We start from the raw sequence: 23671 nt of genomic DNA on the forward strand, positions 1-23671 counted from the left end.
CTGAGCGCGAGGCAGCCTCAGTCCCGATCGGGAAAGAATAGTCGCGAGTTCTCGCTGTTATACGTCGCACAACGCTCGGCGAGGTAGCGTCCCACGTCAAAGAGTTCGGCCGCCCAATGCTGAAGCAGGACGCTTTGCCCGACCCGGGACGGCGCGACCCTATGTAGCATGGGCAGCACGATCGCCGCAGGACGGTCGGCATCGTCTGCGCGCGGTGGAACAGCCGGCGGGAGATAAAGGTAGTTAGGGTCTAGCGAACGAAGCTGTGCAATCGCGGCTTCAAGCGCCGGATCATGCATGAGGAAGAGAATACGGCTATGCTCACGGAAGAAGAACATGTTCGCTTCATTCAGCGCCTTTGGCGTGACCCATGCTTGCACCGTCAGCTTAGGGCCGGGCGCGTTGATGTCCTTCGGATAGTAGTTCTGTAGACGACACCACAGCGCTAAACGTCTGGCTGCTCCAGAGTTACGAACGATATAGCACCCATCCCAGGTCTGAAAGTCCAGCTTCACGCGCCCAGATTCGTCGATCGCGCCAGACTCCCTTTTGATGGCTCCGCAGAGACGAGCGTACTGTCTCCGGTTCAAAGGTCCGAAGCTTTCCGGTCCCGTCCTGCTTTTGTCGAGCAAGTCCATGGTTTCGGGGAGCCGACCCAAATCAAACACGATCTTACCTTTAGACTGTGCTACGCCACGAATGAGCCGCACCGGCACCTCGGCCTCATAGGCTTCACCGCCTTCGACGAGGGTAGACAAGACGATCACCGCAGGGTGGTCACGAGCATCAGGGCCTGGCACCACGAGGTCTTGAAGTAGCGCGAGCCGCGCCGAGGGGATGTGCTTATCCGGGTGGATCGCCGGGTAATAGTTCGGCTTCAAGGCTAGGCAGCCGGCGATCGCATCTGCCCACTCGCGATCCTCAGTAGCCTCCGGGTTGCCCCTTTTTCCCCACCACATCGCCATTCTCCAGCTCGTGCCCTCACCCGTCCTTCAACGTGTTCGCCCGCAAGATGCCTCCCAATTACAAAGAGGTCACCTCTTCATATTTTCCGGCCCGCCGAAGCTGACGAACAATGCCGTTGAAGGCGGCGGTAACGCCTTGCGACCGCCCGATCTCGTTCGTTTGCTGCGCAGCGTCCCAGAACAACTCGAGCGGCCAACGTTCCGGACAATGCGGGAGCAAGCAGCGCAGCGCGAGACGAACTTCGATGCCGTCCACACGCCTTTCAGAACAATGCGTAAGGCTCGACCGGAGTATCTGTAGCGACAGTGCGATGATAACGCGCTGATGCCGTGGGACCGAGCTCACCTTAATGGAAATCGTGCGACTTGAAGCGCACGACGTCTTCAGGATCCATGCCCTCCGCATGGGGCGGCCAGTAGCAGTTGCGCGGCTCCGGGCTCCAATCTTTGTCGCCGCGGTCGGGCGAGCCGGGGTGCTGTGCGGCATCGCCGCGGCCGGTGCGATGCGGGAATGACATGTCGCCAACGCGGTGCAGAAGGTCGCCGTGGTCAACGATGCGGTCGCAGATGACGTGGATCACCTCGCCCTCCTTCTGCACCCGCCCCTTCAGACCGACCATCGAAGCCGACATCACAGTGCGGCGCTGGGCCTCGAAGCGGTCGGGCCAGAGGATGCCGTTGGCGATGCCGGTCTCGTCCTCGATCGTGATGAACAGCACACCCTTGGCGGATCCGGGCTTCTGACGGACCAGGATGATGCCGGCGACCTCGACGTGGCGGCCGTCGCGGACGCTGGCGAGATCCGCGCAGCGCGTCACGCCGCGGCGCGTCAACTCGTCGCGGACGAACGAAAGCGGATGTGCGCGGAGCGACAGCTGCAGGTTGCGATAATCCTCGATCACCTCACGCCCGTCGGTGAGCGAACGGAGCTGCACCTCGGGCTCGATCCCCTCCGCACTCTGCGTCTCGGCCGCGCGGTCGGCTGCGGCGAACAGCGGTAGCGGTGCCTCGCCGAGCCCCCTCACCTTCCAGAGCCCCTGCCGGCGATCGGCGCCGAAGCTGTGGAAGGCGTCGCCGTCCGCCAGCTTCTCGATCGCGGCGCGCTGCGCGCCGGAGCGGCGCCACACGTCCTCGACGCTCTCGTAGGCCGTCGTGCTGCGCGCGGAGACGATCTTTGCGCCGTCCGCGTTCGACAGCCCGCGGATCTGCCTGAGACCGAGCCGCACCGCCAGGTAGCGCCCGCGCGTCGGCTCGAGCGTGCAGTCCCAACGGCTGGCGTTAACGCAAGGAGGCCGCACCTCGACGCCATGCTCGCGCGCGTCGCGGACGATCTGCGCCGGAGCGTAGAAGCCCATCGGCTGCGCGTTCATCAGCGCGGCGCAGAACACGTCGGGATGGTGATGCTTCATCCAGCTGCTCGCGTAGGAGATCTTTGCGAAGCTGGCGGCGTGGCTCTCTGGGAAGCCGTAGGAGCCGAAGCCCTCGAGCTGGCGGAAGGTGCGCTCGGCGAACTCACGCGGGTAGCCGCGCGCAACCATGCCCTCGACCAGCTTCTCGCTGAAGTGGCTGACCCCTCCGGTGAATTTGAAGGTGGCCATGGCGCGGCGCAGCTGGTCCGCCTCGGCCGGCGTAAATCCGGCGCCGACGATCGCCACCTTCATGGCCTGCTCCTGAAACAGCGGCACGCCGAGCGTCTTCTCGAGCACGGCGCGCAGCTCCGGCCGCGGGTACTCCGGCCGCTCCAGCCCCTCACGCCGGCGCAGATACGGGTGGACCATGTCGCCCTGGATTGGGCCCGGGCGCACGATCGCGACCTGGATGACGAGGTCGTAGAAGCGCCGCGGCTTCATGCGCGGCAGCATGCTCATCTGCGCGCGGCTCTCGATCTGGAAGGTGCCGAGCGTGTCCGCCTTCTGGATCATGGCATAGACGTCGGGATCGTCGTCCTGCAGGTCGGCCAGCCCGACGCGGATGCCCTTGTCCTGCTCGAGCAGGTTGAAGGCGCGGTTCATGCAGCCAAGCATCCCCAAGCCGAGGACGTCGACCTTCATGAATTTGAGCGAGTCGATGTCGTCCTTGTCCCACTCGATGATCTGGCGATCTTCCATCGCCGCGGGCTCGATCGGCACCAGGTCGTCGAGGCGGTCGTGCGTCAGCACGAAGCCGCCCGGATGCTGCGACATGTGGCGCGGCACGCCGATCAGTTTGCGCGCGAGGTCGAGCGTCAACCGCAGCCGGCGATCGGCGATGTCGAGGTTCAGCTCTTCAACTTGCTTCTCGCCAACACCCTCGGCCGACCAGCCCCACACAAGGCCGGCGAGCGAGGAGGTCAGATCCTCAGGAAGCCCGAGCGCCTTGCCAACGTCGCGCACCGCGCCCCGCGCGCGGTATCGCGTCACGACCGCAGTCAGCGCGGCGCGGTCACGCCCGTAGGTCTCGTAGATCCACTGGATGATCTCCTCGCGGCGCTCATGCTCGAAGTCGACGTCGATATCGGGCGGCTCGCGCCGTTCGCCCGACACGAAGCGCTCGAAGAGCAGCTCGTGCTTGATCGGGTCGATCGACGTGACGCCGAGGACGAAGCACACGCAGCTGTTGGCGGCCGAGCCGCGTCCCTGGCAGAGGATCCCGCGCCGGCGTGCCTCGCGCACGATCGCGTAGACGGTGAGGAAGTAGGGAGCATAGCCGAGCTCGCCGATCAGCCGCATCTCGTGCGCGATCTGGGTGGTGTAGGCTTCGGGCACGTTGCCGCCGAACATGCGCTCGACCGCCTCGGTCGCCAGCTTCTGCAAGGCCTCCTGCGCGGTCAGCCCCTCGATCAGACGCTCATGCGGGTATTGGTACGCCAGCTCGCCCAGGTCGAAGGTGCAGAGCTTGGCGATGTCGACGCTCGCCTGCAGCGCGTCGGGATAGGCGCGGAAGCGCCGGACCATCTCGTCCGGCGATTTCAGCGCGCGGTCGGCGTTCACCTCGCGGCGGTAGCCGAGCTCATCGACGGTGCATTTCTCGCGCACCGCCGTGACGACGTCCTGCAGGAGCCGTGCCTCGGGCGCGTGGTAGAGCACGTCGCCAGTGACGACCGCGCGCACGCCGGCGCCGCCCGCCTGCCGTGCCAGCGCGTCGATGCGGACCGCGTCGCCCGGCCGGCGCCGCTGGTAGAGCGCCATGTAGCCGCGGCGCCCGTAGACCGCCTTCAGGTCCTTCAGCGCCGCCAGGTTCTCCTCGTCTGCCTCGTGCGGCAGCAGGATGGCGATGACGCCCTCGGACCATGGCTCGAGGTCGTGCCAGTGGAGCAGACACCCGCCCTTCCCTGCGCGCTTCTTGCCGACGGTCAGCAGCCGCGTGATCCGCGACCAGGCGGGACGATCTATCGGGTAGAGCAGCAGGCGACGGCCGCACGAGAGATCCACGCGCGTGCCCGCGATCGAGCGCACGCCCGTCGCCTTCTGCGCCTCCCATGCGCGCACGACGCCCCCGACCGTGCCGATGTCGCTGACGCCGATCGCAGGATAGCCGAGCAGCGCCGCGGCCGCGAACAGCTCCTCGGGAGACGACGCGCCGCGCAGCAGCGAGAAGTGGGTGAGCACCTGCAGCTCGACATAGTGGGTCACCCGAAGACCCCGTGCATCCACCAGCTAAGGTCGCCGGTATCCTCCTCGAAGCCGTCGCCGCGGCGGAACACCCAATAGCGGCCGCCCGCATCGTCCTCGACGCGGTAATAGTCGCGCACCGCCCACACCTCGGCGTCGCGGCGCCACCACTCGCCATGGACCCGCTCGGGACCATCGCCGGCGACGATCTTGTAGGTCTTGCCGCGCCACTCGAAGCGGCGAGGCGGCTGGTCGGGCATTAGCGCCATCACGCGCGCAAGCGGCTCGGGTCGCGCGAAAAGGCGGATCGGTCGCGGCCACTTTGGCCAGGGGCCAGGCGTTTCGTTTGGGTCGGAGCGGGCGACGGCTCGCTCCGGCACATGGCTCTCGACTGGCGCCACGCGGAAGACGGCGCGCGGACCGATCCTGCCGGCGATGACGTCGACTAGGCGCGCGGAGTCCCGCACCAGCGTCTCGCCGGCGAGCACGGCGCCGAGGTCGACCGCATCAAGCAGCTCGGTATGCGGGGCGACGAGCCAGAACTGCTCGAGCCCCATGCCCGGGTCGATCCGCTCGATCTTGAGCTTCAGCAGCCGCAGCAAGTGCGGCACCTCGCGCGTCGGCCGCGACGTGCCGACGGCGACCACCTGCTCGGTGCCGTCGACGCGCAGGCCGGTGAGCCGCAGCGCGCGCGCGCCGAGCCCGCGCTCCTGCAGCACGCCGGCGAGATCGCGCAGGAGGTCGCCCATGACCTGCTCGATCGCCTCGGCCGTGCCGATCGGCTCTAGCAGCCGGCGCTCGACGAGCGGCACGTCGGCGTCCTCGCGCGGGGTGATCGGCTCCGCGACCGCGCCCAGCGCCTGGTCGAGCCGCGTGATCGCCGGCAGGCCAAGCCGGCGCGCGAGCGGCCCGCGCGCGACCGGCAGGAGATCCGCGACTGTCTCGAAGCCGAAGCGCCGCGCGGCGCTGAGTGCGCTCGGAGCAAGCCGTAGTGCCACGATCGGCAGCGGCGCGAGTGCACTGGCAGTCGCGCCCGGCTCGGCGCGGATGAGGTCGCCGCGGCCGTAGCGCGCGAGCGCGTGCGCCGCGCCGGGCGTGTCGGCGACCGCAACGCGTGCCGTGAAGCCTGCCCGCCTGCAGAAGGCGATCAGACGCCGGCAGAAGCGCTCTTCACCGCCATGCAGGTGCTCACAGCCCGCGAGGTCGATCCAGAGACCATCGCTTGGGCTGACCGCCGCGATCGGCGACCAACGGCGCACTGCCAGCAGGGCAAGGCGGTCGAGCAGCGCTGCGTCGGCCTGCGGCTCGGCCGGGCGGAAATCGAGATCCGAGACGAGCGCGCGCGCGTGGGTCGCCGCCATGCCCGGATGCACGCCGAGCGCACGCGCGCCGTCACAGGCGGCGACCACCTCTTCGCGCCGGCCGACCTTGTCGATCAGCGCCAGCGGCGCGTGCTCGAGCGGCTTGGTGGCGGGCACGCTGATGCGCGGCGCGGGCGTCGCCGCCTTGTAGGGGTGACTGGCAGCTTCGGAGCGCCGGCCGAGCTCGCGCATAGGCGGCTGCGCGTGGGTCGGCAGTGCGGCGATCTGCGCCTCGACGTCGCCGCGCGACGGCATGCCTTCCCGCGCCCACCGCGCACCTGATCGCCATCCTCCGCCCCGCGGCACCGAACAGGCGCCGGGGTCGTCGTCTACCGGCAGCTCGAGGACAGGCCTTTCAGGCTGCCGCGAAGCGGACCGTTCCAGCCGCCTCAGCCGCTCCACGGCCAAGCTCGGCAGGAACAGCGAGACGACCCGTCTCATCGCTGCCCTCCACAATCAGGGAGAAGCCCTCACCTCCACGCTGGCGGACGCACTCGACCGACCATCTCGCTCTTCCCACACCCGCGACACCCAACCGCTCGGACGGCGCGGCACCGATCCGCCAGCGCGTCCACGCGGCGGACGGCTCGGCAAACACGTCCTGGTTGAGGCCGCGCGCGCGGCGCAGCAGCAGCACCGGCATGTCGGCGTCGGCCGCGACGAGCTGCAGCCGGCGCGTGGCTACCATCGAGACCTTGCTCGCCTCTGCCACGATCGCAGCCGGCGTGCCGTCCCGCACCGCATCCTCGACTACGGCCAAGAGCGCGGCATCGTCGCGCGGCTGCGCGTAGATCACGTTGGCGGAGGGAAGCCCGGCCTGCTCGAGGGCGGGAGCGTAGAGGTCAGCCCTGCAGCTGGCCCATAGCACTGGACCGCCGGCCCCCGCCGCCTCGCGTGCGGCGATGCCGGCGAGGAAGAGCGTTGTAGCGGCATCGTCGACCAGCGCGGCGCTCCGCGCAGTCGCCTCGTGCAGCGCGCCGGCTCGCAAGCCCCCTGCCCCGAGCCGGCTGTCGAGCGCGTCCACGCCGAACGGCATGACGCGATAGTCAGCAGCAGGCGTAGCGATCGTCCGCAGATGCGCTATGCTGGTCGGCAGGGAATCAAGGGCGGCGGACATAAGGGACTAGACTCTACTCGTTCCCTCTATGTTCCGTTAAGGGGTTCCATCCGTCAACCCGATTTCCAGCTGTCCCCGCGTCAGCTCGTCGCAGATACCCCGACCATCCTGCTTTCGATCGCGACCGGACCGGCACCGGGCTGCTTCGCTCGCCGGAGTTGCGCCTGGGCGGCTTCCACCAGCTCTTGCGGCGGACGGCTGCGGCTCGCTGCAACGCCGGCAGAGAGCGAGATGCGGCCAAGCGGCTCATCGCTCTCGCGCACCTTCATCTCGCGTGCTCCGATCGCCTCGCATGCCTCGGTGACCATCTCGCCAGCGGCACGCAGGTCCATTCCCTCGATGAGCAGCGCGAAGGTGCCGCCTTCCCAGCGACTGACGAGGTGGCTGCGGCAATGATCGGCGAGCGCGCGCGCCACGACCTTCAAGAGGCGGTCACCGACTGCTGCCGAGTGGCTCTCGTTGATGCCGCGAAGGCCATCGACGTCGACGAGTGCGACGCAGACTGGATTCCGTAAGTCGCCCGCGAGGCGGTCCTCGAAGCCCTTCCTGTTTGTCAGGCCCGTCAGCGGGTCGTGCTGCCCTGCTGCCTGCAGAGCCGCCAGCTCGGCGCGGATCTGGCGCGCGCGGGCCGCAGCCTGCGCGAAACTTGCTTCTGCGCTCTCTGCTCGGCGGAGCATGGTCGCGAGCAGCGGGCCGACCGTCGCTCCTGGTTCATCCAGCAGCGCCGCGGACGCGGTGACCAGCTCGCGGCTGAGATCGGTCGTGATCGTCATCGCGTCTCCGACGACGTCCATGACCCGCAGAGTGATGTGATCGAGCTCGGGCGCTACGTTCGCGGGCGCGGCAGGCCGTAGCTGAAGCACCTGCTCTTCGGTCAGGCGGACACCGCCGTCGATCGCGCCGTCGACGCGTTCGCGCAGCTGCGTGTCCTCGCCGCTCAGGTACTCGTGGGCGAAGGCATAGTGGTCTGGGGTGTGAGCGAGACGGTGACGATCAAGGAAGACGAGGACCTCGGCTCCGCCTTGCGGCCGCTTACGTCGATCTACCATCCTCAGCCTCCGTCGTGGCGCCTGGTTCCTCCCCTGCCTGTGCGGATAAGCTAGCGATTACAGATCGATGTTACGATCCTTCATCGCCTCCGCAGCCAGGTCGCCGATCGGACCGACGCCTCCGACCGTCTCGAAAACGACGGTGACGTCGTGATCGTCGAGCTTCGACAGCATCAGCTTGACGGCGCTGGTGCCCGCCTCATCCAGCACAGTCGTTGTGTCGTCGCTCGCCATCGGTAAGGTCCCCACGCTTTCAAAGGGAGTATGACTAGCATGAACGTTGGTGAGCTGGCCAAGGGCGTCGCGGCTGCAACGGGTACGAGCGAGGCGGACGCGAAGAAGACGATCACCGCGGTGTTCGACCAGATCGCGGCTGCGGCTGCGAAGGGAGAAGAGGTCTCGATCAATGGCTTCGGCAAGTTCACCGTCAAGGACCGGCCGGAGCGCGAGGGCCGCAACCCGTCGACCGGCGAGAGCATGACGATCGCTGCGTCGAAGAAGGTCGCCTTCACGGCCGCCAAGGGCCTGAAGGACAAGCTGTAAGGCATGCGCGCCGGCGGGTTAGCTCGTCGGTGCCAATAGGAGGCGCGGATGTGCAATCGGTATCGGCTCACGGCCAAGCAGGCCGAGGTGATGGCGACGTTCGGCATCCGGCCGCCCTATGAACCGGACGAGACCTTCCCCGCTGGCGACATCTTCCCGACGGGCAAGAAGACGCCCTTCTATGGCGCTGTGATCGTGAAGGATGGCGACGATCGCCGGGTCGAGCGCATGGAGTGGGGCGTGCCGACGCAGGTGCCCAGCAAGCGCGATCCATCGGTCAAGCTGACCAAATACGTGACCAACGTACGCAATCTCAGCTCCAGCTTCTGGCGATCGATGCTGACTACGCCGGCGCGACGCTGCCTGGTGCCAGTGACATCGTTCTCCGAGTACGGGCTCGCTCCCGGGGAGGATGGTAAGAAGCCGTTGCACTGGTTTGACATACCGAGCCGGCCCATCTTCGCATTCGCGGGCATTTGGCGCCCGACCGAGCGCGGCAACGCCTATGGGTTCCTGACAACGGAGCCTAACGCGATCGTGGCTCCTATCCACCCCAAAGCGATGCCCGTGGTAATACACGACGACGATTATGATCGTTGGCTTTCTGCGCCATGGGACGATGTTGCCGATGTTGTGGCGCCGTATCCATCACAGCTTATGACTGTGTCCACATAAAATCCAAGTCTGACATGCTGCTTTAGCTGCCTGATCGCCCATACTTTCGATTACCGTGACCATCATAGAGGGGCTCATCAGGACGTTTCAGAGTTGTAACTATGTTTGTACTAGATATGACGTTTATTGATCCTCCTAAGCTAAGACTCGATTTCGTGCGGGACGTCGTCACCGAACACGTGGGCTACGAAAAGGGATCCAACGAGCGAGAGTTGGGACCGGGCGCTACGGGTATCATCTCTACGATTGGCCCCTTTCTCGTCGACCGGTTCGCAGCGGGCTTGCGGTGCATCGTCACCGGAACAGACCGGAATTTCGTGGAGCAAAAGATCTCCGTTGGCCGCGTTCTCGCGCAACCTTGGAAACGAGACAGAGTGGCGACTGCACTCCAATTGCGAGAGCAAGGGCTCCCGCCTCGCATAGCTGTCACACGAGTACGGCTAGCGGGGCACGACGACTTTTTCCTGGTGGTGGACGGTTGTCACAGAACCTACGCTGCGCGCCGGTGGGGCGACGACCTGATCGAGGCACAAATTCAGGGAACCTCCTTTTGCGATGCAAGGGCATACGGCCTCAAGGGAACCAAGCTTGTCAGGGGCTGGGGCTCGACCGGTATCCACGTCAGTCCGGAGAAGCCGCTTGGGCCGGAGGTCGATGCAGAGGCATCAAGAGTGCCCTATGATATTGCAATAATCCTTAATGCCTTAGGTGCTCATGGGGAGGCAGACTCTCCGACGTTCTCGTTTGGCTGAAGGTTGGATTGATGCCACTGTCCGCTAAAGCCTCTCGCGCGATTGCTCCACGAGGTCGTTACGGGGGTTGAACAAATCGGGACCGCGACCCATCTTTCCCTATAACGACAGCGCTTTGGTGGGGGCACCAGTCCGGCGCAGCAACGGGAGGCTACCATCAGCAGGGCGGACGATTTCAAGACACTGTTTTCGAACATTGCGATCGACAACGAGGCCACAATTTCATCCCGCTACGGCGAAGTTACGAGGGCATGCAACCTTCAATTTCGCGATACAGACAGCCGAACGGATAACAGCCTTCAGGTAGGCTCCTATGGTCGCTGGACCGCCATCCGCGGTATCTCCGACCTGGATATGCTCTACATCATGCCTAGCGGCAAATGGGAACGCTATAAGGACAAGCCATATCAGCTACTACGCGACACAGCTGACGCAATTCAGGCTAGGTATGCCAGCACGACTGTCTACGTGGATACCCTCGTTGTTGTTTGTCAGTATCAGAACTTCAAGATCGAGGTTCAGCCTGTCTTCGAAGATGAGGAGGGATTCTGGTATCCTCACACGAAGGGGCAGGGCTGCTACCGTCTGACTAGGCCACGTCCAGAACTGGCGACTACCCAGCAGGTCAACACCGACAAGAATGGCAACCTTCGTCGTTTAGCCAAAATGACGCGGGCCTGGAAAAATAAGCATGGCGTTGCTATGGGCGGCTTACTCATTGATACTCTAGCGCACAACTTTTTGGTTTCCCGGACTGAATACGACAAGACATCGTTGAACTCCTGCGCTCAGATGATGCGGGACTTTCTATCATTCCTGTTGGAAGAGCCAAAAAAAGATCGCTACGCCGCCCTTGGTAGCGGTCAGCACGTCAAGGTTCGCAAAGCATTTCAGAGCAAGGCGAAGAAGGGATTGGCACTCGCGGATAAGGCCCTTGAGGCCGGCGAGGACAGTAAGGCGAACACCCGGTGGCGAAAGTTATTTGGTCGCGCATATCCCCTGTCCGCCACCACAGAGGTCCGAAAGGCCCAGCTTACTGAGGCGGGCTACACGGCTGACAATACCGAGGAGTTTATCGAGGACCAGTTCCCCGTCGATATCCGGTACTCTCTACGTTTGGAGTGCGAGATAAAACAGAGTGGCTTCCGTACAGTCTTTCTGCGTGCGATGCGTGGCTTCAACGCAAGACGACCAAACGTTTATAAGTCTAAGTCACTTCGCTTCTACATCGACGAGGAAGACATTAAGGGCGTCTATCACGTTTATTGGAAGGTGCTGAACCGAGGTCCAGAAGCGATCCGCAGGAACATCATTCGTGGTCAGATTGTCCCTGATAGCGGCAACAAGACTAAGCGGGAGACATCGGACTTCCGCGGTGAGCATGTCGTTGATTGCTACGCAGTCCAAGACGGGGTTGTCGTTGCTAAGGATCGCATCCACGTTCCCATCGTAGACGAGAGTGAAAAGTGATGGACAGAGATGCGCTTTTGCTGACCATCGCCGAAAAGGGATACGACGTTGCGTTCGGTGCTCGCAAGACATTCGCGACCTATGATTGGATCACCAAGCTACCGGGCTGGGTTGGCTTGGCCTCAAGCGCTATCGGTATAGCTGCGCTGATCTATGAGCCCTTATCAACGAAGTGGCCGTCCGGCGCTCTTCTGGTCATCGGTATAGCGACCCTTTACCTGTCATTTTACCGCGCTGAAGAGTACTACGCATCCGCAAACAAGTTGCTTTCGCTGCTAGACCGGCTGAAGGATCTGTATCGCCTTGTAAAGGGTGGCTCCGATCCAGTCGCAGCGAAAGCCGAATTTGACGCCATCAATACCGAGTACCGCGCCATTTCAATCGGAAAGCAGGTATTCCTAAGTGGATGGTACGCTCATTACAAGCTGTTTGCCGAGACGCAGGTCGGCTGGATGGATGAGCAGCTTCACTTTACGTGGAAAGATAAGTGGCCTCTTTCGGCAAGGTTATTTCTTGCAACGGTCGCCTTAGCTACTCTTATTGGGCTAACGTATTGGGGGTACAGTGCCCATTTCTGTGTTTGATCAATGCAACCTTCTCTGTTTTGGAGCAGTGTATGACACCGCAGGAACGAATTGAACTTGACGGCGCCTTCAAAAAGGTTGCCCGTAGCCAAGAAGCTATCGGCCGCTTGGCCGAAGAGGGAACTCAGAAGACATTCGCAAACGTCGGCCAGAGTACTTGGGATGGGTACTTTCCTCGTCTCAAGGCGGCACGCGCTGCGGCAGATGCGGCTCAGACCGAGCTCGAGGAGGTTTACCGCCGGCTAGTGCCCGGGCAGCCGCTTGATTAGGCCGGCTGCGTTTAGCCGTCCTCCGAGTCACGGTTATGCACTAACCGGAGCGTCGGCTTAAACCGCGCGATCTCCACTAGTTTTCGCATCTGCTCGGGATCCTCAAGGAGGTCCGCGATCGCCTGATTGACCAGGCCCTGGGCGTAGAGAAGCAGGCGTGCCTCGTCGTCGCCTTCCATCTGGAGCGCGATGCACTCCTGCTTCACACCCTCACGCCGGATAAACGTCGCGCCCTCGCCCATGCAGGCTTCTCCCGTTTGCGCTGCATCATGATCGCAGGCGATGTCGCTGTCCACCGGCCGTGATCCGCTCGTGGAGCCAAAGCGCTGCTGCGGACGATGTTTGTGCCTCGACCATGGCACGCGGAGGCGCTCACAAAGCTGCTATGGCAACACGCACGCGATCAGGATCAGCGTGCCGCAGGCGAAGAAGACGATCGCCGGCTCTTTCCAGAAGGCGCCCAACCACCATCCAACTGGTCCACCTACGACCAGGAAAATGGCTCCAGCGAGGAACCTGTCCATGTCTCGGGCTCTTCCGCGGACAACGACCGTCTACAATTCCATCCGTTCAGGTCAGGCGATAAGAGACACCAACATCCCAACGATACCGATCCCGCCGCTGATCATCGCTGGTTCCTGGCGATACATTCCAGCGGACCAACCCCCTAGACTGAAGGCGAGCACTACCAGGGACACGAAAAATATGTTGTCCATCACTTGGCCTCCGCGGGACGAGGTCGATGCAGCTATCGCGGCCTTATAGCATCGAGTGTCGGCCCCATACTGTTTGCCTTGCATACTAATGGCGTTTTTCGCGGCGGCTTGGATTGGCGGCCTCGAGGGAAGCCGGCGCATCGTCCGTCTACTGTCTCGGACCTGATCGTCCGTTAGACCGTTGCCGCTGGAAGCACCGTCGATGATCGGTATAACCGAGCTTCGACGCTGCCGCGGTAGCTCTGCTTAACTGGATTGGACGAGGATCGAATGAGCGATCAGAACAACGTCGTCGAGCTCGCGACCGAGCTGACGATCGCCTGGCTGTCCAACCCGAACACGCGGGCCGACCAGAGCCAGGTGCCTGCGTTCCTCCAGTCGATGCATGAGGCGGTGATCGCGCTCGAGAGCCCGGCCAGCGAGCCGACGGAGCCGGCCGAGGTGTTCACGCCCGCGGTTTCCGTCAGGAAGTCTCTTGCCCGACCCGACGCCATCATCAGCCTGATCGATGGCAAGCCTTATAAGTCGCTGCGCCGGCACCTGTCCGGTCATGGCCTGACCCCGGACCAGTACCGTCAGCGATACGGCCTGAAGGCCGATTACCCGATGGTCGCGCCCGAATACAGCGAGGCGCGCCGCTCGATGGCGAAGAAGATCGGTCTCGGCCGGAAGCCGAAGGACGCGCCGGATGCACCGGCGCCTGCAGAGGCGGAGCAGCCCGCGCCTAAGCGTGGTCGCCGCAAAGCCGCTGCCAGCGAAAAGGCGGACTGAGCCCCACCGCACCGCCTGGCGGCCAAACCGTCGCTACTGCATCTGCAGGACGACTGCCCGCCTGACAGGGACGTTGGCCGCCTCTGGTGGCCATGCGCCGCGGGTCTCGGGGGAAACATTCTTCCGGAATCCGGAAAGAAGTTTCCATCCGAGCAGACCTGAGATCGGCCGGTAGCTGGTCGGATGCACCCCGTCCCGTGTGGGGAGCTGGGCGAGCGGGATGACCTTGTCCCCGAAACGAAGCGCCACTTTCGTCACGATCAGGGCTGCAGTGCGGTTATAGGGTGCGAGCCACGTCACGCGGGGCGCCCGGGTTCTCGCGCGCAAGGCGATCAACCGGCGTTCCAGGCGTGGATCTCCGACATCGTTCGAGCCCAACGCAATCAAGGCGACGGCGGGGGTAATGCGGCCCTGCCACTCCTCCAGCACACCGCTGGAGCGCGCGCCGACGTGCGCGTGGATCTCGCATCGGATACCTTCGCGCGCGAGCGCCCCCGCGGTGCCAACGCCGGTGCTGTCGCCAAGGATGAGGCAGAAGGGGATCACGTCCGCCCTGCCGCGATCTTTGGAGATGGCGTCCCCGGGCGCGGGCTTCCTGCCATCTCGTCGTAAGCGAGCAGCCCGATGATCGCGACGGCCACGCCGGCGATGCCGAAGAGGCCACGTGCAAGGCCGATTGCGCGCGCCGCCTTTCCACGCCGGAGTGTCCGCCAGCCCCGATCGATCGACGTCCGCCACGACAACCAACCGTCCGCGATGTCGCAGGCCCCGAACATGGCGATCGGGATGGCGATCGCCGGGATGATGTGTCGCGTCTCAACCGGGTTGAAGGCGATCAAGGCCAACGTGAGCAGGAGGACAACGAACGCGGCAACGTAGATCACGGTGTAGACAGGCCGTAGGCGAAAGATGCGCGAGCTAGGCTGAGCCAGGTAGCGCACGATCGGCCGTCTGCAGGTATCGCAGGCTAGGACCGCCTGCCCGAGCGGCCAGCGTCGCATCGCCGCATCGCAGTACGGGCAGGTCGGTCGGGGCAGGCTGATCATGTTCATGGCAGCTGCGCCAACTGCACAGCGTTCGGAAGGGCGGCGCGGATCTCGGTCGCGATGTCGGGCGGGCACACCCAGTTCGCGAACATCGGGTTCCACACCGCCCTGCCCTTGCAAAGCGCGGTTAGCGCCTCTCGGCCGATGTGATCGTCCTTGGCCGCCCGGAACGCGATGCGACCATCTGGCAGCGTGCGTTCCATGATGCCGGCGCAGACCTCGATCTGCGCTCCTGCCTTTCGAGGTTTTGGCGAGGGGGGCACCGCATCGGCGATCACCGGCGCGGGTGGCGGTGTCGCCGATTGGCTGGTCGCGATCACTGGCTCTGGCGCGGGCTCCTCAGGCGCGTCGACGATCGGCTCTGGCTCTGCGTCGTCAGCTTGGCTGGTGTCCGGCTCGGCCGTCGTTCCGTCAGGTCCAGGATGGATCCCGAGCCGCACGTAGATGTCTTCCTCCTCGACATGGTCCGCGATCAGCTGGTCGGCGATTGCCAGCATCTGCAGGCCGCTTACGCCTGTCGAGAAAAGACGCGACAAGGGGCTCGTTCCCCCGAACGGCATCCATCCCGCGACGAGGTTGTCGCATTTGTAGATCGGTTCGTCATTGCCGACCTTGGAGCGGTCGATGTCGTTCGTAGCTGGCACGGATACGAACACGCCGATGCGCTCGAACGCCTTGGTGTGCCCCTTGCGCTTCAGCCACGCGGCGAGGACGTCTCGCTGGCGCCGCACCTGAGCGACGGGATTGGGGATGTTCTGAGGCCGGTGCTGCCCGCGATACCAGACCATCCACTCGCCATGTGCGTTCTTCGAGATGTTGCCCGCGTAATTCTTGGACTCGAAGATCGCGGCGGTTCGCGAGAAGCGAGACAGGAGGATGTGATCGAACTGAGCGAACCCCCCCTGGCCGTCAGGCAGGCGCAGATTGTGGATCAGGACATGTCGGTCGTTCTCCGGCCCGAACTCGCGATCGAGCATGAACGCGGTCTCCTTCTCCCCCCAGAGACCGCGCACATGCTTCTTGAGGGCTGACCGGACGCGGTCCGGTAGTCCCTCGTAATCAGGATCGCGCATCACTTCGTCCGCCAGCGCGAGCTCAGCGGATCGTGTCGATCGCTTTCGGATCATTGCTTTTGCGTTCCCGTCTGAGCCTGCGTTGGTAGCGGCTGGACTGTCTGCGCCGGGATCGGCGCGGCCGCGGGAGGAACCAGCGCCGGCGGTTTCGCCGGGACCAGCTTCGCTTCGAGCCGTGGCTTGGCATCGGTCATCAGCTTGCGGAAGGCGTCGACCATCGCGAGGCTGGTGATCTTGCCGATGTCGGTCGAAGCGTAGGTGCCGCCCAGAGCGCCGACACCGAGGCCCAGCAGCAGCCCTCCGCCGACGACACCGACGTCCTTCTTGCGTGCCGAGCCGCTGGCGACCGCCTCCTGGATGCCGGTGTTGACGTCGACGAGCGTGAGCAGGACCTGGCTCTCCATCGTCTTGGACTTGAGGCCGACGGCGCCCCCGAACAGGCCACCGACACCGCCGCCACTCTCGCGCGCCTTGCTGTCAGTATAGACCACGTTGACCTGCAGCAGGTAATCCGCCTTGGTGACAGGCCGCGCGGCAGCGGCCCCGCCGGCGATCGCGCGCTCGCGCTCGAGCGCGCTGAAGGCCTCCCCTCGATCCGCCACGCGGAAGCAGCCTGAGCGGGCGATCATGAGTTTGACGAGCGGCAGCGGGTCGACCCGGGCCGTGGATCCGCCATTCTGCATCTCGGCCATACGCATCAGCGCCTGCAGCTGCGGTGAGAGGTTATCGGCCGGGCTCGCGGCCTTTTCCTCAACCAAGGCCGCGACGCCCAGAGGAACCTCGCATCGCGGCAGCTCGGTCTTCTCGTCGACGCCGGTGCCGCCTTGCCCCAGCTTCTGCGCCAACAGGGTGGAAGGAGTGACGGCCGCGATCGCGGCCGTCACGATGGCGAGGGCGGCGCGCTTAGGCACCGGCCTTCGCCGCCTTCGCATGCTTGGTCGGGTCGCAGATGCCGGCCCGTTCCTCGTTGGCGCTCACCTTCTTGGCGGCTTCATCGCAGTCCGCGCAATCGGCGCAGTCAGCGCAGTCCTTGCAGTTGCCCTTGTGATTGGCGTGGGCGCGGTAGTGCGCCGTCTTTTCCGCTGCGCGTCGTTCGGCGTCGTTGCCGGCGCTCTCGCCGGCGAAGCTCGCCATTGCGAGCAGCACCGGGCTGGCCGGCGCCGCGCTGGCGACTGCAGGTGTGGCGAACGCTAGGCCCGCCAGAACGATCGATGCGATATGTCGTGTCTTCACGGTCGTAACCCCTTCGTTGGTTGTCAGAAGAAGCCGTTGCGACGTCCGTCGCGCCGGTCATCGTGGCGGGTGCCACTATCGCCGAGGGCCGAGCGTCGGACCTCCAGCTCCACGCCGTCCCCCTTGCGGGTGATCCGGACGTCTTGTGGGGCGAGGCCTTGCCGCTTCGCCCAGCGGTCCGCGTCGGCTGCCGACCCGAACTCGCCCATTCCCTCGAAACTCCAGTTGCTCATCGGCTCCTCCTCGCATGGGTGGCCAGCGACCACGCGCGAGCGCGCTGGCGACATGGCTGGAACGGCGCGCGTGAACGGTGCTGCTCCGACGGCCGCTGCTGCTCCGCGAGCGTGGTCTTGGGTCGCTTCGTCATGCGAGCGGCGCCGGCCGAAGGTTGATGCGTCGCACGACGAGGTTGCTGTCGTGGCCGAGCCGAAGGTCGAGGACATGGCCGACCTTGCGGGTGAAACGCATCACGCCGTCGACCTCGTCGTGCAGCGTGCCTTTCCCGAAGAGCGTTTGGGCGTCGCTCCACTCGCGTCCGTGTACGAGCCGCATGTGGAAGCGGCCGACGGGCGCAGGCACCGTCACCCGTTCATGCGCGCGCACATAGACCGACAGGGCGTTCCGGCCCGTCTTCGCATCGATCATCTGAACGATCGCGTTCTCGAGGCCGCCTTGAACGGTCAGCTTCGCGACGACGCGCTTCATGTCGATATTGGCCGGCACACTGACCGTGCCCGACGCGGGGAAGCTGCGCCCCTGCGCCAAGATGATCGCGCTATATCGCTCGGCGATCCAGTCACGCGCGCCGAAGCCGGTTGCGATGATGGCGGTCGTGAGGCTGAGTGCGATCAAGCCGCTGGGGAACCTCGCTCTTCTCGATGGTCGCCAACGACCGCGCTGATAGTCGTGCCCGCGGTTCTTCCGCTCGAACCATGACTGTCGCTTGCCGTTGCCGGAGATCCACAGCGCGCTACCGAGTGGCACCGACCGCCAGCCCCGATCGATCGGGACCGCCTTTTGGTAGCCCCTGCCCTCCAGTTCACGCCTCGCCTTGCGCTCGTTCCAGGTCGTTCGCTCGGATGGAAGGCCCTGACGCTGCCGATAGCGCTCGCGCATATAATCGCGGTCATCGATCCCCATCGAAGCGCCCCCCGGTCGTGGAGATGCTCGGACCGTTGTCGCCGAGGTGTCCGCGCCACCTTTCGATCGCGTGATAGGCCAGGAGGCCCAGGGCCGCGGCGCCGGCGCACACGAGGACGTTGTGCGCAAGCTGACGCACCATCTCAGCGAGCGTCAGCGTGTCCGCGGCCGACACGCGGGATGCAGCGTTCGCCTCATAGGCTGCGGCGCGCGCATCCATGTCTCGGGCGCCTGCCTCGTGGCGACTAATCCACTCGTCGAGCGCAGTTCGTAGCTGAGGGATGATGCCGGAGGGATCGTAGGCTCGGCCGTCCGCGACGCGCAGCGCCACGGCGATAGGACGCAACTCCTCGCTGGAACGACGCAGGGCATCGGCGTGATCGCGCGAAAGGCGTGCGCTCTCGAGATCGCCGCGGTGAAGGAGGGCTAAATCATCCACGGATCGCCTCCGCAGACACGTAGTTCTCCGCAAAGTGGGCATACGGGGTAGTAAGCCGTTCGTGCCACTGCTTCAGCTTGTGGTCACCAAAGGCGACAGCGACGATCAAGCCGGCGAGGATTAGCAAGCCGATCATGCCATGAAGAGCGCGGGGCTCAGGCTGCGGGTTTACATCGATCACTGTGGGTGACGGATCATCGAGCTGCTGAAAGCTGCCGACGACATGTTCGAGCGCCTGCTCGTCGACCTCGACTTTCATCGGGTCGTCCCCTCGATTACAAGCTGAGCGGCTCCCAAGGCCATCTCGACGTCGATCCGTCCGAGCATGGCATGGTCGCGCAGCGATGCGACGATGGCCTGCAGCTCGTGGTCGGCGCGATCGGGATCGCGGTGGATGAAGAGGATGGTCGAGGCAGGACCGGCCAGCCATCGAACGATCGAAGTCTTGGGCATACGCGGATCGTGGTTGGCGATCTGGTGCAGTGGCGTTCTCACGCCGGCGAGCACCGTCTCGGCCCAACGCACGCCTTGGCTACAGATCGTATCGTGCCCGGCGAACTCGGCGAGCGCGTCGGGTGGAAGGTTGCGTACGAGGTCGCGGACGCCCGAGAGCATGGCGCCTGGCTGCTGGCCGACGTGCTCGATGGCGCGTGCGAGCACGTATCGTCCCGCGTAAAGCCAGCTTGCATCGCGGTCACGTGGGTCGATCGGTATGAACGCCGCGACCGCGGACGAACGGGCGTAGTCGCTCGGGTGATCGGCGAAAAAGTCCCAATTGCCCCGCGCTGGATCGATCATGAGGTCGCGGGTCTGGTCCGCCAGGGCGGTGAAGGCTTCGCCGGCACCGATCACGACGATCCGGTCGCCGTTGCCCATTCGCACCGCCCGCAGCGTTTCGGCTGGCAGTGTGTCGGGCGAGGCGATGGTAAGCCGTGCTCGAGCCGGCTCGGGTTCACGCTGGAAGCGAAACGGGTAGCTAATCCCCATGGCGGGACGTCCTTTCGTGCTTCGGGGTGGTGAAGGTGCCGCCTTCGGTCTGGAGCGAAGCGCCGACGATCGCGCAGCCGACAGCCCAGGCGAGAGTGAACAAGCCCGTCAGGGCCGACAGGAGGCCCAACAGGCGCCTTCGGCGCTGACGGAGGCGTGATGGACCGGAAAACCGCGAGCCGCGCTCCTGCGCCGCCTGCAGCAGGGTCGCAGACGGCCATGTTACTGCGTCGATCGCGTCCACTGGCGCCGTGGCGAGCCGCTCCGTGCGCCCGGTCGGCTCCGCGCGCATGTAGTCGCGATCACCGGGTCCCATCTGCCTACTCCGTCACCGTGACGGGGGTGCCGGTCGCGGCCGGTTGCAGCTCTTTGAGTCCTGCGATCCCGAGCGTTACGGCGCCAGACAAGCCCAGCATTAGCAAGAGTGCATGGATGATCCTGCAGGCCCAACTCAGCATCGTGCGGAGCCGGTGGGGCGTTGCCGACGATGATTGGAGATCGTCGCGGATGAGCCGTTCGGACATCATGCCGCCACGCCCACCGCTCGACGGGGCGCGCGCAGCGCCCGTGTCAGCGGCGCAAGCACGGCGTAGGTCAGCGCAAAAACGCTAGCCATCGCCAGGGTCTCAGCGCCCCATTCCAGCGCGTGGTCGTGCTTGGCGAGGCGGCTGCACTCGGCAAGCGTGTGCGTGTTGAGGTCGCACGGGTGCCAATGCTTGATAGCGAGCACCTGCTCGAGGGTAGGTCGTGCGGTGGGCATGGTCATAGCTCCAGTCCGATGTCTTTTTCGGGGAAAGGCAGCTCGATCGCGGGCGGCTCGACGCCGATGCGGAGCGACGCGGCCGACAGAGTGGGATCGTTCTTGAAGTCAGGAGCGGTGGTGGTGCTGCTCATCGCCGGCGAGGCGACCGAGCCCTCTTTCTCGCCGCCCAATTTTTCGGGGCCGCGATCGAGTTCGGGCGGCAGCGAGGGATTGAACGATCTCGACGAATCCATGCCGGTCTGGCTCCCCGTCGCACTCGGCGACGCGCCATTATCCGAGATGGAGCCTCGCCCTGGATCGATCGACAACTCGCCGGTGGTCTCGAGTGCGGAGGTCTTGTTACCCTCATTGCGCTCGATCGCCTGGGTCAGCTTCTCGCGATTGTCGGTGAACAGCCGGATGTCGTCACGGACGCGCGTGACGGTCACGTTGAAGAGCCGCTGATTGGAGAGGTTGGACTCCTTGTGGCTCATCACCGCGATCGCGTTGTCGGCGGTGATGCCTTGAGCGGCGTGCATGTTGAGCGCGTAGGCGAGGCTGATGCGCTCCATCATCGGGTCGCCGGCTTTCAGTTCATGGATATGGCCGTCGCTTGCCTCCACCTTGATCCCTGACGGATTGACCGACACCACGCGCGCGATGTCGTTGTTGTTGAGACCGCGATCCTTGTCGTTCTGCGTCCAGCGGATCTTATCGCCTTCGTGGAGCTTGATCTCCTCACGCTGGGCGAGTTGCATCGCGTCGGTCTTATCGAGCGGCGAAATCTTCTGCGGGTCGAAGGTTTTGACCTTGTTGCCGATCTGGACCTGGACATGCCCTTTGTCAGTGACCCCGATCACGTCGAACGTGCCTCGCGGCAGGCCGAGCTCCCGGATTGCGAAGCGTAGATCGATGACGAGCCGTGCATCGAACTTCGCCTGGTAGGCTTGGGGATAGCGGAGTTCCTCGCGGGTCAGGTTGACCTTGTCGAGGACATCGATCTTCACCCCCTCGCCCTTCAGCGTGCCTTCGGCAGCGAGACCTTCCTGGATGCGGACGTTGAGCTCAGCACGTGCCACTCGACCCGATGAGAACATCGCGGTCGAGGCGCGCTGCTCGGGCGTGAGGCTTAGCCAGTGTTCCGACGCCGCCTTCACATGCGCAGGGTTGGCGGTCACCTTGTTGCCGAGCATCGCCATGGCTTCGCGGACCGCGCCTCGGTTGGTGAGCGCCGCGACGGTACGCAGCTGCTCGGTGCGCTGACGCAGATTCTCGTCCATGCGTGCCATCGTGATCCCGCCGGCCTGTGCGAGCGCGAAGGCCTTGCCGGCGTCGACTGCCGTGATCTGCTGGCGGTCGCCGATCATCAGGAAGCGATCGACCCCAAGCGCGTTTGCTATGCCGACCAGGTGCTTCATCTGGTCCGAGCCGACCATGGAAGCCTCGTCGAGGATGATGGTCGTGCCGGCCAGTTCGTTGCGGGCGCCGTCGTAGCCAGCACCTTTTCCTGCCAGCGCATGACGCGCGTAGCTGTGAACGAAGGAAGAGACGGTGCGGCTCTCGATCCCAGCCTCCGCACCAAGGCGGTCCGAGGTGGCCTTCATCAGCGCCAGGCCGACAACCTTGCCCCCTTCCTGCTCGACGTTGCGGGAGACGCTTGCGAGCATCGTCGACTTGCCGGCGCCCGAGACGCCCTGGACGGCGACGATGCGGTCGGAGGAGGTGAGCGCCATGGTCGCGGCCGCCATCTGGCCAGCGTTGAGCTCCTTGTCGCCAGACGCAGCGTGCAGCCTCGCGATCACAGTCTCCGGCGAGACGATGACGCGCCCCTGCCCGCGCCCCCGCTCGATCTCGGCGAGGATCCCGCGTTCGGTCGCAAGTGCCTCCGGCGTCGTGACGTGAGTAACGACGCCGTCGATCCGGTCCTGCTTGCCTGGGATCAGCTGACCGGCCCGGATGAGCTCCGAGACGCGGCGGTCGACATGTTCGGGCGTCACGCCCTTCAGGTCGCGATCGAGCGCAGTCTTCACGACGTCGGGTATCGAGAACGCGGCTTCACGCTGCGCGTGGATACGGATGGCGGAGGCGACGGCGTGCTGGGCACGGAGGTCGACCGGAGAGATCCGCAGACGCTCGAGCCCGCTTGCGATCAGCGGGTCGTTTGGCCGGAAAGCGTCACCGAGGGTCTCACGAATGCCCACCAGGGTCTCGCGAATACGCTCCATGGTGCCGGGCTTGCTGTCGAGCGCGGCACCGCTCGCGCGTGCCTTCGCGGCTTCCACAAGCGCTTTGCCGTCAAAGCCAAGCTCTGCTGCACGGGCTCGCCACGCCTCCCGGAGGGCATCGCGATCCTCGACGTTGAGCTTAGCGTCGCGGGTGTTGGTGGTGATCCGATCGAGAGCCTTGGGATTGGTGATACCGAGCTCGGCCGCCTTAGCTCGGATATCGGTACTGCGCTGGCTGAAGGTTTCGATGACCTTCTTCGGCACGCCGCTGATCTCGAACATGCCGTGCTTGCCGGAGACCGTCGTCTCGAAGCCGATCTTCGCCAGCTCGGCGCGGTAGTTGGCATGGTAGGCCGAACCGATCGTCGTGTTGTTCTTCCAGAGCTGGCCGTTGTGCAGTGCCTGCCAGACGCCGTTGGCCATCTTGGTCATGTTCGCGACGAGGACGTGGATGTGCCCCTGTGGGTCTAGTGCCCGACTCGTGTCATGCTGGAACATGGCATAGACGAGGTTGCCTGTGCGGACGGCGTCGCCTGCCTTCGATCGATCGTACGTGCGCCCTTCAGCGAAGGTCTTTTCGACCCACGCCATCGTGGTCTTAACGGCATTCATGTGGGCGGCGAGGATGCGGGTGTCGCCGGTGACATAAGCGAGGATGCTGGCCGACTTAGGCATCGAAAAGGTGAGGTCGACACCGTGCTGTCGGTTCTGGACCTGGCCGACCTTCTCACCCGACGGCAGCTCGCCGTTGAGGATCTTCTCGAAGGCCTCTTTCGTGACCTCGCCCTTGAGCCCGATTTCGGCCGCCCCGACACCGCCCCAGAGCGTCGCCTCTGAGGAGTGCTCGGCGGTATAATAATCGTCCTTGGCGAAGTAGCTCGCCGCGCCCGATGCCGACTTGATGGAAGCGACCGAGAGCATCGC

General features: G+C 64.8%; 26 protein-coding genes. 5 read left to right on the forward strand and 21 right to left on the reverse strand.

Annotated elements, in window-relative coordinates; translation table 11 throughout:
* Nucleotides 1-17: 17 nt before the first annotated feature.
* The 7 genes from HRV97_RS15370 to HRV97_RS15400 all read right to left on the reverse strand — a co-directional run bounded on the left by HRV97_RS15370 (nucleotide 18) and on the right by HRV97_RS15400 (nucleotide 8316).
* Nucleotides 18-965 (reverse strand): hypothetical protein, encoded by a 948-nt coding sequence (locus tag HRV97_RS15370; protein WP_174195110.1) that lies wholly within the window; start codon nucleotides 963-965, stop codon nucleotides 18-20.
* A gap of 58 nt (nucleotides 966-1023) precedes the next feature.
* Nucleotides 1024-1221 carry a hypothetical protein gene (locus tag HRV97_RS17505; RefSeq protein ID WP_246248788.1) on the reverse strand — a complete coding sequence of 66 codons (198 nt, stop codon included), beginning with the start codon at nucleotides 1219-1221 and terminating at the stop codon, nucleotides 1024-1026.
* A 91-nt stretch (nucleotides 1222-1312) separates the two neighbouring features.
* A complete protein-coding gene (locus HRV97_RS15380) occupies nucleotides 1313-4576 on the reverse strand; it encodes an error-prone DNA polymerase (protein WP_174195112.1) in 3264 nt (1087 codons plus the stop codon).
* Nucleotides 4573-6171: a Y-family DNA polymerase gene (locus HRV97_RS15385; protein WP_246248789.1), complete on the reverse strand. Its 1599-nt coding sequence runs from the start codon at nucleotides 6169-6171 to the stop codon at nucleotides 4573-4575. The genes HRV97_RS15380 and HRV97_RS15385 overlap by 4 nt, the downstream gene beginning before the upstream one ends.
* 100 nt (nucleotides 6172-6271) lie before the next feature.
* Nucleotides 6272-7033 (reverse strand): ImuA family protein, encoded by a 762-nt coding sequence (locus HRV97_RS15390; protein ID WP_174195113.1) that lies wholly within the window; start codon nucleotides 7031-7033, stop codon nucleotides 6272-6274.
* Nucleotides 7034-7113: 80 nt separating this feature from the next.
* A complete protein-coding gene (locus HRV97_RS15395; RefSeq protein ID WP_174195114.1) occupies nucleotides 7114-8082 on the reverse strand; it encodes a GGDEF domain-containing protein in 969 nt (322 codons plus the stop codon).
* A 57-nt stretch (nucleotides 8083-8139) separates the two neighbouring features.
* Complete coding sequence (locus tag HRV97_RS15400; RefSeq protein ID WP_174195115.1) at nucleotides 8140-8316, reverse strand: hypothetical protein; 177 nt, start codon at nucleotides 8314-8316, stop codon at nucleotides 8140-8142.
* A 39-nt stretch (nucleotides 8317-8355) separates the two neighbouring features.
* Between HRV97_RS15400 and HRV97_RS15405 the strand changes: the two genes are divergently transcribed.
* From HRV97_RS15405 to HRV97_RS15420, 4 genes are all read left to right on the forward strand, one after another.
* Entirely contained in the window at nucleotides 8356-8625 is a 270-nt protein-coding gene (locus HRV97_RS15405) for an HU family DNA-binding protein (RefSeq protein WP_174195116.1), read from the forward strand.
* Between the two features lie 48 nt (nucleotides 8626-8673).
* The gene (locus HRV97_RS15410) at nucleotides 8674-9300 is read left to right on the forward strand and encodes an SOS response-associated peptidase (protein WP_174195117.1); all 627 of its coding nucleotides are present in this window, start codon (nucleotides 8674-8676) and stop codon (nucleotides 9298-9300) included.
* 908 nt (nucleotides 9301-10208) lie between these two features.
* Nucleotides 10209-11522: a nucleotide-binding domain-containing protein gene (locus HRV97_RS17820; protein WP_174195140.1), complete on the forward strand. Its 1314-nt coding sequence runs from the start codon at nucleotides 10209-10211 to the stop codon at nucleotides 11520-11522.
* Nucleotides 11522-12106 carry an SLATT domain-containing protein gene (locus HRV97_RS15420; RefSeq protein ID WP_174195118.1) on the forward strand — a complete coding sequence of 195 codons (585 nt, stop codon included), beginning with the start codon at nucleotides 11522-11524 and terminating at the stop codon, nucleotides 12104-12106. Before HRV97_RS17820 ends, HRV97_RS15420 begins: the two co-directional genes overlap by 1 nt.
* 280 nt (nucleotides 12107-12386) lie before the next feature.
* Here the strand turns inward: HRV97_RS15420 and HRV97_RS15425 are convergent, their stop codons facing one another.
* Together HRV97_RS15425 and HRV97_RS15430 are read right to left on the reverse strand one after the other, a co-directional pair.
* Nucleotides 12387-12671 carry a hypothetical protein gene (locus HRV97_RS15425; RefSeq protein WP_174195119.1) on the reverse strand — a complete coding sequence of 95 codons (285 nt, stop codon included), beginning with the start codon at nucleotides 12669-12671 and terminating at the stop codon, nucleotides 12387-12389.
* Between the two features lie 87 nt (nucleotides 12672-12758).
* On the reverse strand, nucleotides 12759-12899 hold the full coding sequence (locus HRV97_RS15430; protein ID WP_174195120.1) for a hypothetical protein: 141 nt from the start codon (nucleotides 12897-12899) through the stop codon (nucleotides 12759-12761).
* A 462-nt stretch (nucleotides 12900-13361) separates the two neighbouring features.
* Here HRV97_RS15430 and HRV97_RS15435 point away from each other — a divergent pair, with 462 nt between their 5' ends.
* On the forward strand, nucleotides 13362-13862 hold the full coding sequence (locus tag HRV97_RS15435) for a Ros/MucR family transcriptional regulator (protein ID WP_174195121.1): 501 nt from the start codon (nucleotides 13362-13364) through the stop codon (nucleotides 13860-13862).
* Nucleotides 13863-13895: 33 nt separating this feature from the next.
* Here the strand turns inward: HRV97_RS15435 and HRV97_RS15440 are convergent, their stop codons facing one another.
* The 12 genes from HRV97_RS15440 to mobF all read right to left on the reverse strand — a co-directional run bounded on the left by HRV97_RS15440 (nucleotide 13896) and on the right by mobF (nucleotide 23668).
* On the reverse strand, nucleotides 13896-14408 hold the full coding sequence (locus HRV97_RS15440) for an SGNH/GDSL hydrolase family protein (RefSeq protein WP_174195122.1): 513 nt from the start codon (nucleotides 14406-14408) through the stop codon (nucleotides 13896-13898).
* Nucleotides 14405-14914: a hypothetical protein gene (locus tag HRV97_RS15445; protein ID WP_174195123.1), complete on the reverse strand. Its 510-nt coding sequence runs from the start codon at nucleotides 14912-14914 to the stop codon at nucleotides 14405-14407. Before HRV97_RS15445 ends, HRV97_RS15440 begins: the two co-directional genes overlap by 4 nt.
* Nucleotides 14911-15981, reverse strand: coding sequence for a nuclease-related domain-containing protein (locus tag HRV97_RS15450; protein WP_246248790.1), 1071 nt, complete (start codon nucleotides 15979-15981; stop codon nucleotides 14911-14913). Before HRV97_RS15450 ends, HRV97_RS15445 begins: the two co-directional genes overlap by 4 nt.
* A 50-nt stretch (nucleotides 15982-16031) precedes the next feature.
* A complete protein-coding gene (locus tag HRV97_RS15455) occupies nucleotides 16032-16892 on the reverse strand; it encodes a CsgG/HfaB family protein (protein ID WP_343044531.1) in 861 nt (286 codons plus the stop codon).
* Complete coding sequence (locus HRV97_RS15460; RefSeq protein ID WP_174195126.1) at nucleotides 16885-17214, reverse strand: hypothetical protein; 330 nt, start codon at nucleotides 17212-17214, stop codon at nucleotides 16885-16887. The genes HRV97_RS15455 and HRV97_RS15460 overlap by 8 nt, the downstream gene beginning before the upstream one ends.
* Nucleotides 17215-17237: 23 nt before the next feature.
* Nucleotides 17238-17447, reverse strand: coding sequence for a hypothetical protein (locus tag HRV97_RS15465; protein WP_174195127.1), 210 nt, complete (start codon nucleotides 17445-17447; stop codon nucleotides 17238-17240).
* Nucleotides 17448-17577: 130 nt separating this feature from the next.
* Entirely contained in the window at nucleotides 17578-18330 is a 753-nt protein-coding gene (locus HRV97_RS15470) for a hypothetical protein (protein WP_246248791.1), read from the reverse strand.
* A gap of 10 nt (nucleotides 18331-18340) precedes the next feature.
* The gene (locus tag HRV97_RS15475) at nucleotides 18341-18793 is read right to left on the reverse strand and encodes a hypothetical protein (protein ID WP_035386221.1); all 453 of its coding nucleotides are present in this window, start codon (nucleotides 18791-18793) and stop codon (nucleotides 18341-18343) included.
* On the reverse strand, nucleotides 18786-19052 hold the full coding sequence (locus HRV97_RS15480; RefSeq protein WP_174195129.1) for a hypothetical protein: 267 nt from the start codon (nucleotides 19050-19052) through the stop codon (nucleotides 18786-18788). The genes HRV97_RS15475 and HRV97_RS15480 overlap by 8 nt, the downstream gene beginning before the upstream one ends.
* Entirely contained in the window at nucleotides 19049-19780 is a 732-nt protein-coding gene (locus HRV97_RS15485; RefSeq protein ID WP_223176901.1) for a type IV secretion system DNA-binding domain-containing protein, read from the reverse strand. The genes HRV97_RS15480 and HRV97_RS15485 overlap by 4 nt, the downstream gene beginning before the upstream one ends.
* Nucleotides 19781-20303: 523 nt before the next feature.
* Entirely contained in the window at nucleotides 20304-20546 is a 243-nt protein-coding gene (locus HRV97_RS15490) for a hypothetical protein (protein WP_174195131.1), read from the reverse strand.
* Nucleotides 20543-23668: a MobF family relaxase gene (mobF, locus tag HRV97_RS15495; RefSeq protein ID WP_174195132.1), complete on the reverse strand. Its 3126-nt coding sequence runs from the start codon at nucleotides 23666-23668 to the stop codon at nucleotides 20543-20545. The genes HRV97_RS15490 and mobF overlap by 4 nt, the downstream gene beginning before the upstream one ends.
* Nucleotides 23669-23671: the final 3 nt, after the last annotated feature.

It is taken from the genome of Sphingomonas hominis (assembly GCF_013328205.1).
Classification (GTDB): Bacteria; Pseudomonadota; Alphaproteobacteria; order Sphingomonadales; family Sphingomonadaceae; genus Sphingomonas; species Sphingomonas hominis.

What these genes read in the sequence shown, in the direction of transcription:
- HRV97_RS15450 (WP_246248790.1), bottom strand. Translation starts at nt 15,981, where the DNA reads ATGCGCGATCCTGATTACGAGGGACTACCGGACCGCGTCCGGTCAGCC.
- HRV97_RS15470 (WP_246248791.1), bottom strand. Translation starts at nt 18,330, where the DNA reads ATGCGCGAGCGCTATCGGCAGCGTCAGGGCCTTCCATCCGAGCGAACG.
- HRV97_RS15405 (WP_174195116.1), top strand. Translation starts at nt 8,356, where the DNA reads ATGAACGTTGGTGAGCTGGCCAAGGGCGTCGCGGCTGCAACGGGTACG.
- mobF (WP_174195132.1), bottom strand. Translation starts at nt 23,668, where the DNA reads ATGCTCTCGGTCGCTTCCATCAAGTCGGCATCGGGCGCGGCGAGCTAC.
- HRV97_RS15390 (WP_174195113.1), bottom strand. Translation starts at nt 7,033, where the DNA reads ATGTCCGCCGCCCTTGATTCCCTGCCGACCAGCATAGCGCATCTGCGG.
- HRV97_RS15420 (WP_174195118.1), top strand. Translation starts at nt 11,522, where the DNA reads ATGGACAGAGATGCGCTTTTGCTGACCATCGCCGAAAAGGGATACGAC.
- HRV97_RS15485 (WP_223176901.1), bottom strand. Translation starts at nt 19,780, where the DNA reads ATGGGGATTAGCTACCCGTTTCGCTTCCAGCGTGAACCCGAGCCGGCT.
- HRV97_RS15410 (WP_174195117.1), top strand. Translation starts at nt 8,674, where the DNA reads ATGTGCAATCGGTATCGGCTCACGGCCAAGCAGGCCGAGGTGATGGCG.
- HRV97_RS15395 (WP_174195114.1), bottom strand. Translation starts at nt 8,082, where the DNA reads ATGGTAGATCGACGTAAGCGGCCGCAAGGCGGAGCCGAGGTCCTCGTC.
- HRV97_RS15430 (WP_174195120.1), bottom strand. Translation starts at nt 12,899, where the DNA reads ATGGACAGGTTCCTCGCTGGAGCCATTTTCCTGGTCGTAGGTGGACCA.
- HRV97_RS15490 (WP_174195131.1), bottom strand. Translation starts at nt 20,546, where the DNA reads ATGACCATGCCCACCGCACGACCTACCCTCGAGCAGGTGCTCGCTATC.
- HRV97_RS15400 (WP_174195115.1), bottom strand. Translation starts at nt 8,316, where the DNA reads ATGGCGAGCGACGACACAACGACTGTGCTGGATGAGGCGGGCACCAGC.
- HRV97_RS15370 (WP_174195110.1), bottom strand. Translation starts at nt 965, where the DNA reads ATGGCGATGTGGTGGGGAAAAAGGGGCAACCCGGAGGCTACTGAGGAT.
- HRV97_RS15465 (WP_174195127.1), bottom strand. Translation starts at nt 17,447, where the DNA reads ATGAGCAACTGGAGTTTCGAGGGAATGGGCGAGTTCGGGTCGGCAGCC.
- HRV97_RS15480 (WP_174195129.1), bottom strand. Translation starts at nt 19,052, where the DNA reads ATGAAAGTCGAGGTCGACGAGCAGGCGCTCGAACATGTCGTCGGCAGC.
- HRV97_RS15435 (WP_174195121.1), top strand. Translation starts at nt 13,362, where the DNA reads ATGAGCGATCAGAACAACGTCGTCGAGCTCGCGACCGAGCTGACGATC.
- HRV97_RS15445 (WP_174195123.1), bottom strand. Translation starts at nt 14,914, where the DNA reads ATGAACATGATCAGCCTGCCCCGACCGACCTGCCCGTACTGCGATGCG.
- HRV97_RS15385 (WP_246248789.1), bottom strand. Translation starts at nt 6,171, where the DNA reads ATGCCGTCGCGCGGCGACGTCGAGGCGCAGATCGCCGCACTGCCGACC.